This is a genomic window from Actinacidiphila alni (assembly GCF_900112845.1).
Lineage (GTDB): Bacteria > Actinomycetota > Actinomycetes > Streptomycetales > Streptomycetaceae > Actinacidiphila > Actinacidiphila alni.
The window spans coordinates 28,133-40,588 of record NZ_FONG01000015.1 but is presented as its reverse complement, the minus strand read 5'-3'; the positions used below and the strand labels follow the sequence as shown (position 1 = coordinate 40,588).

Genomic DNA, 12,456 nt, shown 5'->3' with positions numbered 1-12,456 from the left:
TTCCGCGGCCCGCGCGCCGCCCACGCATGATTCCGCTCACCGCCGGCGGGATCGCCGCTGTCGTCGGCGGCACGGTGGCCGGCGACGCGGCGGCCGAGGTCCGCGCGCCCGCCGTCCTCGACAGCCGGGCCGCCGAGCCCGGCGGCCTCTTCGTCGCCTTCGCCGGCGAGCACACCGACGGCCACGACCACGCCGCGGCGGCGGGCGAAGCGGGCGCGACCGTCGTCCTCGGGACGCGGCCCACCGCGCTGCCCACCGTCGTAGTGCCGGACGCGCGGGCCGCGCTCCAGGCGCTCGCCGCCCACGCCGTCGCCCGGCTGCGCGCCGAACGCGACGGCCGGCCCGGCGGCGGCCTCACCGTTGTCGCGCTCACCGGCTCCCAGGGCAAGACCAGCACCAAGGACCTGACGGCGGCCGTCCTGGCGACCGCCGGGCCGACCGTCGCCACCGCCGGTTCGCTCAACAACGAGCTGGGCGTGCCGCTCACCATGCTCCGCGCCGACAGGAACACCCGTTTCCTCGTCCTGGAGATGGGCGCCCGGCGCGTCGGCGACATCGCGGCGCTGACCGGCCTGGTCGCGCCGGACGTCGCCGTCGTCCTCAATGTCGGGCAGGCCCACCTCGGCGAGTTCGGGTCGCGCGCGGCCATCGCCAGGACCAAGGGCGAGCTGGTACGCGGCCTGGCGCCCGGCGGCACCGCCGTCCTCAACGGCGACGATCCCCGCGTGGTCGCCATGCGCGCCCTCACCGACGGGCCGGTGCGGACCTTCGGGCGGGCCGGGCACGCCGACGTGGCCGTGCGCGGCCTCGCGCTCGACCCGCTCGGCCGGCCCTCCTTCACCCTGCGCACCGCCGACGGTTCCGCGTCCGTCGCGCTGCCCTTCACCGGCGCGCACCTCGCGCTCAACGCGTCCGCCGCGGTGGCGGCGGCCCTGGCCGTCGGGGTGCCGCTCGACGCCGCCCCGGCGGCGCTTGCCGGGGCGGCCCTGTCCAAGTGGCGCATGGAGCTGCGCGGGCTCGCCTGCGGGGCGCGGCTGCTCAATGACTCCTACAACGCCAATCCCGATTCCACGCGGGCGGCTCTCGACGCGCTGGCCGCTGTCGCGGGCGGGCGGCGGATCGCCGTGCTCGGCGAGATGCTCGAACTCGGGGCGGAGAGTGCTGACGCGCACCGGGCCGTGGGGGAGTACGCCGCCGCGCGGGCCGATGTCGTGGCCGTCGTCGGGGCCGGCGCCCTCCCCATCGCCGACGGCGCCGGCGCCCGGGCGGTGCCCCTCGCCGACCGCGCCGCCGCCGTCGCCTGGCTCCGGGCCCGCCTCCGCCCGGACGACGTGATCCTCGTCAAGGGCTCCCGGGGCGCCCGCCTCGACGAAGTTGCCGCTGCCCTGGCATAACCCCGGGGCCCACCCCGCCGCCCCCGCACCCTGCGGAATACGTCCCCCTCCGGCGGAAGACGGTGCCCCTGCCGGGGTGGATGGGTGCGTAATCTCCTGCGGAGTGCGGTGCCCCTCCGGGGGTGGGGTGCCTGATGTCTCCTGCGGAGTGCGGTGCGTGATCCCTTGTCGGGGGTGCCCGATCTCCTGCGGAGTGCGGTGAGTCAGGTCTTTTAGGGGCGCGGGGACGCGCGCTGCGCTGGCGGAAGTGGGTGCCCGATAGGGGCGCGGGGAACTGCGCGGCCCGCCCCCACCGGCCCGGTGGTCGCAAAACAAACAGCGTCTGCCCCGCTGGGGGCGGTTTTTCGCCTGAAGGCGCGCGTGGGCTGAGCGCGCAGTTCCCCGCGCCCCTAACGGGGCACCGTCCTCCGCAGGAGACCTCAGGCGCCCCCGGCAGGGGATCAGGCACCGTCCTCCGCACGCGCGGGTCAGAGGCTTCTGGCGCGGCGGCGCATGAAGAGGTCGAAGGCCCGGTGGACGAGGGGCCGCAAGGGCAAATCCCACTCACCGACGTAGCGCACGGCGCGCCCGCCGGTACCGACCTTGAACTGGACCAGACCCACGTGCGGGTCGTCCACGTCGAGCGTCGGCGTAATGCCGCGAAGATCGTACGTGTCGCAGCCGGAGGCAAGAGCGGCCCGGACCATGGCCCACTGAAGAGCGTTGGAACCGCGCACCTCGCGCTTGGCGGTGGAGGAGGCACCGTAGGTGTACCAGGCGTGGCCGCCGACGCGGACCATGAGGGTGGCGGCCACGAGGTCACCCTGATGCCGGGCGAGGTAAAGGGTGAACCGGGAGGCGTCCTCCGCGCTCATCTCCGCGGCCATCGTCGTGAAGTACGACAGCGGCCGGGGCGTGAAGCGGTCCCGCGCGGCAGTGTGGACGTACAGCTCGTGGAAGGCGCGCAGGTCCGCCGGGCCGGAACCGACCGTGACCTCGACCCCCTCCTTGGCGGCCTTCTTGATGTTGCGCCGCCAGAGCTGATTCATGCCGCCGAGCACGTCCTGCTCGCTCCGCCCGGCGAGCGGGACTTCGTACGTGAACTGCGGCTGCCCGGCGCCGAAGCCGTCCTCCGGGCTCTGCGGCAGCCAGCCGCCCGCCCGCAGCCGCTCGGTCACCCGGACCCCGACCGGGTCCGGCTCGCCCGGCAGGTCGGTGAGCCGGCGGACGCCCGGGTCGGCGATGCCCTCCTTGACCTGCGCGGCGCTCCAGGTGTGGGTGGCCACCGGCGGGCAGAGCCGGATCGCGAAGGCGCCGCGTGCCTTGAGGTGGGCGGCCAGCGGGGCGAGCCACGCGTCGATGTCGCCGGACCAGTCGATGTCCGGGCCCCACGGCAGGTAGGCCAGCGTGAAATTGTCCAGCCGCGGCACCGGCCGGTGCAGGACGAGCCCGGCGCCGGTCAGCCGGGCGCCCGGCCCGTACCAGCCCAGGGATTCCGCCCGCCATTCGGTCTTCACCCGCCCCCAGGCCGGTGTCTGCAAAAAACTGACCGACCGCCGCGACCGTACGTACGCCAGATGCTCGGCCGCGCTGATCGGCGCGACGGTCAGGCTTACGGGTACGGGTACGGGTACGGGTACGGGGGCAGGGGCGGGTGCGCTGTGGGAACCGTTGGACATGCGCCCAGCCAAGGCAGTGGGGTGTTGCCGCCGCGTATGGGCTTTTCGATATGCCGACGATATGCGCCGCCTCGTAGCATGAAAAGCATGCGTGTGCTGATCGTCGAGGACGAACCATTTCTGGCGGAAGCCGTCCGCGACGGATTGCGGCTGGAGGCGATCGCCGCCGACATCGCGGGCGACGGTAATACGGCGCTGGAAATGCTGAGCGTGAACACGTACGACATCGCCGTGCTCGACCGCGACATCCCGGGTCCTTCCGGCGACGAGATCGCCGGACGCATCATCGCCTCCGGCAGCGGCCTGCCGATCCTGATGCTCACCGCGGCCGACCGCCTCGACGACAAGGTCAGCGGCTTCGAGATCGGCGCCGACGACTACCTCACCAAGCCCTTCGCACTCCAGGAACTCGTGCTGCGGCTGCGGGCCCTGGACCGCAGGCGCGCGCACAACCGGCCGCCGGTACGGGAGATCGCCGGGCTGCGGCTGGACCCGTTCCGCCGCGAGGTCTACCGGGACGGCCGCTATGTCGCGCTGACCAGGAAGCAGTTCGCGGTGCTCGACGTCCTGGTCGCGGCCGAGGGCGGGGTGATCAGCGCGGAGGAGCTGCTGGAGCGGGCCTGGGACGCGAACGCCGACCCGTTCACCAACGCCGTACGCATCACCGTCTCGGCCCTGCGCAAGCGCCTCGGCGAGCCCTGGATCATCGCGACCGTACCGGGCGTCGGCTACCGCATCGACCCGGGTACGGGCCAGGAGAGCGGAGATCAGGCGGCCGGAGATCAAGAGAGCGGGGATCAAGCGGGCGGAGATCGGGCGGGCGGCGGCCGTGGATAGGGCGCCCGGCCTGAGCGTCCGCCTCAAACTCACCATCAGCTACGCCGCGTTCCTGATGTTCGCGGGTGTGGTGCTGCTCGGCGTCATGTGGGTGTCGCTCTTCTACCGCATCCACCCCGGGCTGATCGTGGTCGTGGAGAGCCGCCGCGCGCTGCTGCGCGAATTCGGCCCGACGACGGTCGCCGTACTGGCGTTCCTGCTGGTCCTCGGCCTTGCGGGCGGCTGGATCCTGTCCGGGCGGATGCTCGCGCCGCTGCATCGGATCACCGAGGCCACCCGGCTGGCCACCCACGGATCGCTGTCCCACCGGGTCCGGCTGCCGGGCCGGTGGGACGAATTCCGCGAACTGGCCGACGCCTTCGACACGATGCTCGCCCGGCTGGAGGCGCACGACGCCGAGCAGCGGCGGTTCGCCGCCAACGCCTCGCACGAGCTGCGCACCCCGCTGGCGATCTCGCAGGCCCTGCTCGACGTCGCCCGGCACGACCCGGACCGCGACAACGCCGAACTCGTCGACCGGCTGCGCGCCGTCAACACCCGCGCGATCGACCTCACCGAGGCGCTGCTCATCCTCAGCCGCGCCGACCAGGGCTCCTTCACCCGCGCACCCGTCGACCTGTCCCTGCTGGTGGACGAGGCCGCCGAGACGCTGCTGCCGCTCGCCGAGAAACGCGGCGTCACGCTCGGCACCTCGGGCGACATCGCCCCGGCGCTCGGCTCGCAGCCGCTGCTGCTCCAGCTGACGACGAATCTCGTGCACAACGCGATCGTCCACAATCTGAGCGGTCCCGACCCCGTGAGCGGCGCGGGCGCCATGGTGCGGGTGCACACCGCCGTCGGGCCCGGGACGGCGCTCCTCACCGTCGAGAACACCGGCGACAAGCTCACGCCCGACCTGGTCGCGGCCCTCACCGAGCCGTTCCAGCGCGGCACCGAACGCGTCCACACCGACCAGGCGGGCGTCGGCCTCGGCCTGGCCATCGTCCGGTCCATCACCCACGCCCACGACGGCACCCTCACCCTCACCCCGCGCCGCGACGGTGGCCTGCGCATCACGGTCGAACTCCCTGCGGCGGCTCAGGAGAAGCAGGAGAAGCAGGAGAAGTGAGCCCGCGGCCGAGGACGCGTCACGGCCGCGCCGCCGTCGCCCGCCGGCAGGCGCGTACGTAGCCGCGGACCAGCGGGCGCGGGGTGTCCCGGGGCCAGGCGAGGGCGAAACGGCTGGGGGAGACACCGCGGACCGGGCGGGTGGTGACGCCGCCGAGGGTGACCAGCGGCGCGTTGCCCGCGGCGAGCAGGACGACGCCGAGACCGGCGACGAGCGCCTCGTACGTCTCCTCCGTGCTCGCCACCTCGGCGCCGATCCGGGCGGGGCGGCCGGCCCTGGCGTCGGTGGCGAGCCAGTAGTCGCGCAGCGGGCCCGCTGCGGCGGGCAGCGCGAGGAAGGGCTCGTCGAGCAGGTCCGCGAAGTCGACGGGCGCGCCGACGGGGGTACGGGCGGCGAGCGGGTGGGTGTCAGGCAGCGCGACCAGCCGCGGTTCCTCGGCGACGACGAGGCTGTCGTACCGCTCCTGCCCCGGCAACGGCAGCCAGACGAAGGCGACATCGCTGCCGCCGTCGGGTCGTCCCAACTCACCTGCCGCAGACGGACGGTGGCCTCCGGATGGGCCGCGGTGAAGCGGGACCTGATCGCGGGCAGCAGCCCGCCGCGCCCGGGGCTGGTGCTCATCCCGACCGTCAGCGTGCCGCGTTCGGCCGCCCCGGCCTCCTCGACGGCCGCCCACGCCTCGTCCCAGGCGCCGAGTACGCGCCGCGCGTGCGGCACGAGGGCGGCGCCCGCGGCGGTCAGCGAGACACCGCGCGGGGCGCGGACGAACAGCGGGGTGCCGAGCTGCGACTCCAGCGCCCTGACCTGCTTGCTGAGCGCGGGCTGCGAGACGAAGAGCCGCTCGGCGGCCCGCGTGAAGTGCAGCTCCTCGGCCACCGCCAGGAAATACCGCAGGTCACGTCCGTGCACATCCACCGCCATCGCCATAACCATGGGTTATCACGACAGGTCTTGGACGGGCAACGGCGGCCTCGGCAGGCTGGATCCCAGGCCACCACAGGCCCTGTGGATCACCACGGGCCCTATGGATCACCACCGGCCCTACGGATCACCACACCACGGAGAAACGATGAACAAGGTCTGGCTCGTCACCGGCGCCAACAGCGGCTTCGGCCGCGCGATCTCCGAGGCCGCGGTCGGTGCGGGCGACGTCGTGATCGCCGCCGCCCGCCGCGTCGCGACGCTGGACGACCTGGTCGCCGCGCACCCCGACCAGGTCGAGGCGCTCACCCTCGACGTCACCGACCCGGCCGCGATCGACGCCGCCGTCCAGGACGTCCTCGCCCGGCACGGCCGGATCGACGTCCTGGTCAACAACGCCGGCCGCACCCACATCGGCGCCTTCGAGGAGACCACGGACGCCGAACTGCGGTCGCTCTTCGACGTGCACGTCTTCGGGCCCGCCGCCCTCGTACGGGCCGTGCTGCCGTCGATGCGGGAGCGCCGCTCGGGCGCGGTCGTGCAGATGAGCAGCATGGGCGGGCAGATGTCCTTCGCGGGCTTCGCCGCCTACAGCGGCACCAAATTCGCCCTGGAGGGCATGTCGGAGGCGCTGCGCGACGAGGTCGCGCCGCTCGGCATCAAGGTGCTGGTGGTCGAGCCGGGCGCCTTCCGCACCTCGCTGATGGCCAACGCCGTCACCAGCGCGGAGATCGACGACTACGACGACTACGCCGCCACCGTCGGCGTCACCCGCGCCATGGCCGCCTCCGGCGACGGCACCCAGCCCGGTGACCCCGCCAAGGCCGCGGCCCTCATCCTCGCCGCGCTCGACGCCGACGACACCCCGCTGCACCTGCCGCTCGGCGACGACGGCGTGACGGCGGTGGCCGCCCACCTCGACCAGGTCCGCGACGACATCGCCGCCTGGGAGAAGCGGACACGGGCGACGTCCTTCGCCGACTGATCCCCTGGCGGCGGCCCGCCGCACGCCCGCCGCCCCCACAATGTGGTGGGCGCGGCGCCGGACCGGCGCCGCCCACCGGACGGCGGAGGGACGGGGCAGCGACGTGGACGAGCAGCGGGTGACCGTACTGACGGTACGAGTACGGCAGGGGGCCGGCGACGACGCGGCGGACGCCGAGGACATCGAGCGCGCGGCGCGGGCGCTGCGCGCCGAACTCCTGGAGACCGACGTCGAGGACGTCCGCCCGGCCGCCGCGCCGGCCCCGCGGGGCGCCAAGCCCGGCGACCCGACCACCTGGGAGACCCTGCTGGTCACGCTCGCCGCCTCCGGCGGTGTCCTCACCACCCTGATCACCGCCGTCTCCGCGTGGCTCTCCCGCCAACACCCCGACACCACGGTCGAGTTGGAGATCGGCGGCGACCGCATTACTCTCCCGGACGCGACGGCCGCCGAACGCTCCCGCCTGATCCAGCTGCTCGCCGACCGGCACGTTGACGGGGCGTCGTAGAGCCGGCCGCCGGCCACGCCTGGTGGTACGGATGGCCATTGAAGTGACGTCTGGTATATCTGGTCGCCTGAATGACCCAACCAATAGGGCCGGTTGCCGCTCTACGGGGGCGAGCGGGGGGCCGTCGCCCGGGCGATGCGGATCGGGTCGGCCGGAATCGGATGCGGTACTGGAGCCGGATGCGCTACCGGATGCGGTAGTTGGGTGCGGAACCGGGAAGTCGGGCAGGGGCGGGCCGTCTTGGAGCGGCCGAGGGCGCCGTCACATGTGTCGGCACGCTAGGGGAGGGTGACGCATGAGCCGTTGGTCCTCCCGGCTGTCCCGGCGGGGCGGCAGCGCGGACCACACCGCTCCCGGAGCCGGTCACGCCTCCGCCACCGTTTCCGTTTCCGCTTCCGCTTCCGCCTCCGTTTCCGGGCCGCGGGCGGCCGCCGCCGCACCGCCCGTCGAGGACATCGACGGCGTCCTTCTCGTCCGCTCGGTGGACGACGACTCCTTCCCGATGGCCGCCCTCGCCGAAGTGGCGCACACCTTCGGGGCCGAGGCGGACACCGTCACCGTGCTCGTCGGCTCGGCGGACCCGGACGGCGGCCGGCACTGGCCGCGGCTCGCGGCCCTGCTGGACTCGCTGCGCGACCGCGGCACCCGCCGGGTCCGGCTCGTGCTCTCTGGCGCGGGCGCCGAACGGCCGGGCCGCCCCAGCACCGCCCGCCGGATCGCCGACGACTGGGGATTCGAGGTGCTCGCGCCGGACGGCGTCGTGCTGATCACTCCCGGTGGGAGCCTCTTCGTCCGGGGGGACGCGCGCGGCAAGGGCAATTGGTGGCGCTTCGCGCCCGGCGAGCCGCCCGCCCAGCAGGGCCCGCGCGCGCCCGTCCCCGACTGGCAGCGGGCCGTCGGCCGGGTCCCGGAGCGGACCTCGGGCGGCTGCGTCGTGGAGCAGATACCCGCGGGCGTGCTGATCCGCCCGGCCGACGCCGCCGGGCCGCGCCCCGACGACCTGTCCTTCGCCGTGCCGCTCGACCCGGGCCACGCCACCGTCCTGGTGGGCACCCCGCACGCGGAGGACGTCGCCGCGGACGAGGTGGCCGCGGTCCTCGCGGCGCTGCCCGCGGAGCACCGCGCCCGGGCCCGCCTCGCCCCGGGCGGCCTCGTCGACCTGCTGCGGCTCACCCACGCCGTCGCCGACGCCCTGGGCGACCGGGTGGACGTGCTGACGGGCCTGCCGCTGCTCGCCGACCACGCGCCGCCCGGCGCACCGCCCCGGCCGACGCTCATCGGCCGCGACGGCGAACCGACCTGGCAGCCGTACGTCACGGCCGTCGCCTGCCTGCCGACGCCGAAGGGCGCGCGAACTCCCTTGCCCCGCCTGCTCGGCAGCCACGCCCCGGACTGGCTCCCGGCCGGTACGGAGCCCGGCACCGTACGGCTCACCGACGGCTGGCAGGCCGTCGTGACCCGCTCGGGCCTCGCCCTGTGGGCCCAGGGCGCCCCCCGGCCCCCGCTCGTCGGCACCGCCGTCGACCCGGAGACCTGCGCGGTCGAACTCGGCGCCCCCGGCCGGCGGTTGGACAGCTCGCTCCTGTCCGCCCTCGCCCGCCTCCTGACCGGCCTCGGCGCCGCGGGCCGCGCCAGGACCACCCTCCTGGTCCGCGGCCGCCCCGCGGGCGGCGAGGCGGACCTGCGCCGCCTGGCCGCCGAACACGGTGTCCGCGGCATCCGCTACGTCACGGCCCCCGGCCCGGCCCCCCAACCACCCGCGGCAGCCAAGCCGCGCCCCGCCCCCGAGGTCCCCCACCACCGCACGACCACCCACGAGCCGCCCACCCCCGCCCCGGCCCTTCTCCCTTACCCCGCACCGGAGTTGAAGCCCGCCCCGGCCCCGACCGGTGTACGGCAGCCGTCGCCCGGCGCGGCATCGTTGTCCGCCCCAGACTCTGCCCGGGGCCCGGGGCCCGCAGGTGACCTGTCGCCTGCGCCGGACCCCGCACTCGGCACGGGTTCGGAACCGGGGCCGGTGCCCGTTCCGGACGGTGTACGGCAGCTGTCGCCCGGTCCGGCATCGTTGTCCGCCCCGGGCAGCAGCCTGGTCGCGGGGCCCGCAGGCGACCTCGCGCCCGCGCAGGACCCCGCACTCGGCGCGGGTTCGGAACCGGGGCCGGTGCCCGTACCGGGCGGTGTACGGCAGTCGTCGTCCGGCCCGGCATCGTTGTCCGCCCCGGACCCCGGCCCGGTCGCGGGGCCCGCACGCGCCCTTGCGCCTGCGCTGGACCCCGTACCCGACGCGGTACCGGAATCGGGGTCGGTACCTGTTCCGGGCGGTGTACGGCAGTCGTCGCCCGGCGCGGCTCCGATGTCCGTTCCGCACGCCGTGCCTGAGCCTCGGGCCGCGTCCGGCCCGGCATCGTTGTCCGCGCTGGACGGCGGCCCGGTCGCGGGGCTCGCACGTGATCTCGCGCCTGCGCCGGACCCCATACCCGGCGCGGGTTCGGAACCGGGGCCGGTGTCCGTACCGGACGGTGTACGGCAACCGTCGTCCGGCCCGGCATCGTTGTCCGCCCCGGACCTCGGCCGGGTCCCGGCGCTCGCACGCGACCTCGCGCCTGCGCCGGACCCCACGCCCGGCGCGGGGTCGGGGCCGGGCGCCGCGCTCGAACCGCGACCTGGACCGGGGTCGAAAGCCGGCCCGGGTGAGGCGTCCGCGCTGGATCGTGCCGTCCGGGCGGGTTCGGTGCCGGGCCCCGATTCCGGCCTCGGTTCGGAGCCAGAGTCTGAGGTTGGTCCGGGTGAAGCGCCAGCGCCGGATCTCGCTTCCGCGTCGGGTCCGGCGGCCGACGCCGCTTCCGGGGCCGGCCCGACGCCGGATAGCGCTTCCGGGGCCGCGCCCGTCCGCATACCGTCCTCCGCCGCGCCGGTGATGCCGCGTGTCGGTCGGGAAGCCGCGCCGGGAGCCGGGCCCCGGGCCGCGGCCGAACGGGTGGGTGCCGTAGGGCCGTTGGGGGAGGGGCCGGCGGTGGGGCCCGGGTATGTGAGCGGGGCGGGGGAGCGGGCGGGGTTTCGGGGGATGGCCGGGGGCGAGTGGGAGCGGCACGCGCGGGGGGCGGACGCGATGCTCGCCGCGGTGGCGGGCCTGCGCGGGGGCGAACGGGAGGCGGCGCGGGCCGACTTGGCCGCGGTGCACGCGTATCTCACTGCGGAGGAGGGGCCGTTGCACCACCGGGAGCTGGTGCGCGGGCTGCGCGCGGGGGAGGAGTGGCTGCGACCGTACGCCGCGTGCGTCGCGTCCGGACTGCGCCGGCTGCCCTCGTACCGGGGAATCGCCCTGCGCGGCGGTGCCGCGGACGGCGGCGGCCCGGAGGCGGGCGCACTGCTCCAGGACCCGGCGCCGGTCGCGGCGCTGACCAGGCCCCCGGCCGGGGACGGCACGCTTACCCCGCGCTACGCGATCTGGTCGAGCGCCGGGCGGCGGACGCCGGACGGAATCGTCTTCGCGCCGGGCACCGGCTTCCGGGTGCTGGGCACCTGGAAAGCCCCCGCCGGAACCACCGTCGTGCTGCTGCGGGAGCTGCCCGCGCACGCGACCGCGTACATGGACGGGGCACGGGAGTTGAGCCCCCGCGACCTCGCCGCCCTCGGCCATCTGAAGGCCGTCCTCGACGCGGGTCTGCCCGCCGGTGCGGAACGGAGCTGGCCCGAGCGGTGCGCCGGGCCCGTAGGAGGCGACGATCGGCCGCCGCCCACGCACCCGCCGCAGGCGCGCCCGCACCCCCGACCGATCGACCAGCCCGAAGGAGAACGATGAGCAGCCAGACCCGCCCCGAGCCCGAAGGCACTCCGCGGCCCAAGGGCGGCCCCTCCGTGCGCCGGGCGGTGACGCTGGGACCGGTCGCGGCGGGCCCGGACGCGTCGCTGACACCGGCGACGCCCCGCGCCGAGACCTCGTCGCGCCCCGGCACCTCCTCCACCCCGGTCGGCGGCACCCCGCCGGCGGCCGGGCCCGGCCCCGCGTCGGGCACGGCATCCGAGGCGACGTCCGGCACCACGTCCGGCACCGAGCCCGGGGCCACGACCGTCATGCCGGCCGAGGCACTCGCCGCGGCACCGGCCGAGACGCTTGCCGAGACTTCCGGCGAGGCCCCCCGAAAGGCCGCCGCCACCACCGTCGTCGCGGCCCCCGCGGAACCGCCCTCAGGGCCGCCCTCGCGGAAGCCGCTGCTGGCCGCCGCCGCCCTCGTCGGCGTGGTGCTGCTCGCGGTGCCGCTGGCGGCCTGGGCGGCGGGCGGGTCCGGGCACAAGAAGGACGACGTGGCGGCGGTGGCGGCGAGCGCGAGCAGCGCCACGCGCCCGCCGGTGACCCCGACGCACACGCCCACGCCGACGCCCACGAAGACGACGGCCTCGCCGACCGCCAAGCCCACAAAGCACGCGGCCGCCAGAACCGGGACGCCGATGACGCCGGCGAAGCCGCCCGCCTCGGCCACCCCGGGCACCCGGCGTGCCCCGGCGCCGCAGAAGGCGCCTATCCCGCTCGGACCCGGCCCGCAGATGCCCGGCGACGACCACTCCGCCTCGGCCGCCGTCCTGCGGCTGACGGCGCGCGACCCCGGCAAGCACATCTGCTACCGGGTGTACGTGGCGCACTTCGGCTGGCAACTCGCCGTCTGCGACGGCGCGGTGGCCGGTTCCGAGGCGGACAACCGCAGCGTCAAGGCCATCCAGATCGCCGTGGCCGGCACCCACGGCACCTCCGGCAGCGCGTACCGGCAGAAAGAGGGCTGGTGGGACAAGCCATGGATCACCGTGTCGGACGGGACCGATCTGACGCTCGGAACGCCCTCGCAGGACGCGCCGAATCTGGGCGGCTTCGGCATCAGCGTGGACGGCGCCAAGGGCACCGTCTGCCAGAACACGTACAGCAAGGGCGGCCCGTGGCAGGGCATGGGCTGCGACACCCCGCAGACCCCCGACAACTACATCTTCGGCGGCACGCTGGACGCCTCGCGCTGGCTCGACGCGGTGCGCTTCACCGTATGACGCGCGAGGCA

Annotated in this window: 8 protein-coding genes and 1 pseudogene; 7 read left to right on the top strand and 2 right to left on the bottom strand. The window is 75.4% G+C overall.

Features of this window, described 5'->3' with window-relative positions:
* The first annotated feature begins 26 nt into the window (after positions 1 to 26).
* Entirely contained in the window at positions 27 to 1,394 is a 1,368-nt protein-coding gene (locus tag BM076_RS23480) for a UDP-N-acetylmuramoyl-tripeptide--D-alanyl-D-alanine ligase (RefSeq protein WP_093715666.1), read from the top strand.
* A gap of 467 nt (positions 1,395 to 1,861) precedes the next feature.
* Here the strand turns inward: BM076_RS23480 and BM076_RS23475 are convergent, their stop codons facing one another.
* Entirely contained in the window at positions 1,862 to 3,052 is a 1,191-nt protein-coding gene (locus tag BM076_RS23475; RefSeq protein ID WP_093715665.1) for a lipid II:glycine glycyltransferase FemX, read from the bottom strand.
* Positions 3,053 to 3,139: 87 nt separating this feature from the next.
* On the opposite strand from BM076_RS23475, the gene BM076_RS23470 reads away from it, so the two are divergent.
* Positions 3,140 to 3,889 (top strand): response regulator transcription factor, encoded by a 750-nt coding sequence (locus tag BM076_RS23470; protein WP_218160110.1) that lies wholly within the window; start codon positions 3,140 to 3,142, stop codon positions 3,887 to 3,889.
* On the top strand, positions 3,882 to 4,997 hold the full coding sequence (locus tag BM076_RS23465; RefSeq protein ID WP_093715664.1) for a sensor histidine kinase: 1,116 nt from the start codon (positions 3,882 to 3,884) through the stop codon (positions 4,995 to 4,997). Before BM076_RS23470 ends, BM076_RS23465 begins: the two co-directional genes overlap by 8 nt.
* A gap of 19 nt (positions 4,998 to 5,016) precedes the next feature.
* On the opposite strand, the pseudogene BM076_RS23460 reads toward BM076_RS23465, so the two are convergent.
* A pseudogene (locus BM076_RS23460) lies at positions 5,017 to 5,918 on the bottom strand (LysR family transcriptional regulator).
* Positions 5,919 to 6,066: 148 nt separating this feature from the next.
* Between BM076_RS23460 and BM076_RS23455 the strand changes: the two are divergent.
* From BM076_RS23455 to BM076_RS35765, 4 genes are all read left to right on the top strand, one after another.
* On the top strand, positions 6,067 to 6,903 hold the full coding sequence (locus tag BM076_RS23455) for an oxidoreductase (protein WP_093715663.1): 837 nt from the start codon (positions 6,067 to 6,069) through the stop codon (positions 6,901 to 6,903).
* Between the two features lie 103 nt (positions 6,904 to 7,006).
* Positions 7,007 to 7,411, top strand: a complete 405-nt coding sequence (locus BM076_RS23450; protein ID WP_093715662.1) for an effector-associated constant component EACC1 — start codon at positions 7,007 to 7,009, stop codon at positions 7,409 to 7,411.
* A gap of 295 nt (positions 7,412 to 7,706) precedes the next feature.
* Positions 7,707 to 11,213, top strand: a complete 3,507-nt coding sequence (locus tag BM076_RS35770; RefSeq protein ID WP_107416982.1) for a hypothetical protein — start codon at positions 7,707 to 7,709, stop codon at positions 11,211 to 11,213.
* Complete coding sequence (locus BM076_RS35765) at positions 11,210 to 12,445, top strand: hypothetical protein (protein WP_107416981.1); 1,236 nt, start codon at positions 11,210 to 11,212, stop codon at positions 12,443 to 12,445. Before BM076_RS35770 ends, BM076_RS35765 begins: the two co-directional genes overlap by 4 nt.
* The last annotated feature ends 11 nt before the right edge of the window (positions 12,446 to 12,456 follow it).

Bases quoted from the DNA above. Each gene is read 5' to 3' on its own strand.
- BM076_RS23470 (WP_218160110.1), top strand. From the start codon at position 3,140: ATGCGTGTGCTGATCGTCGAGGACGAACCATTTCTGGCGGAAGCCGTC.
- BM076_RS35770 (WP_107416982.1), top strand. From the start codon at position 7,707: ATGAGCCGTTGGTCCTCCCGGCTGTCCCGGCGGGGCGGCAGCGCGGAC.
- BM076_RS35765 (WP_107416981.1), top strand. From the start codon at position 11,210: ATGAGCAGCCAGACCCGCCCCGAGCCCGAAGGCACTCCGCGGCCCAAG.
- BM076_RS23455 (WP_093715663.1), top strand. From the start codon at position 6,067: ATGAACAAGGTCTGGCTCGTCACCGGCGCCAACAGCGGCTTCGGCCGC.
- BM076_RS23480 (WP_093715666.1), top strand. From the start codon at position 27: ATGATTCCGCTCACCGCCGGCGGGATCGCCGCTGTCGTCGGCGGCACG.
- BM076_RS23475 (WP_093715665.1), bottom strand. From the start codon at position 3,052: ATGTCCAACGGTTCCCACAGCGCACCCGCCCCTGCCCCCGTACCCGTA.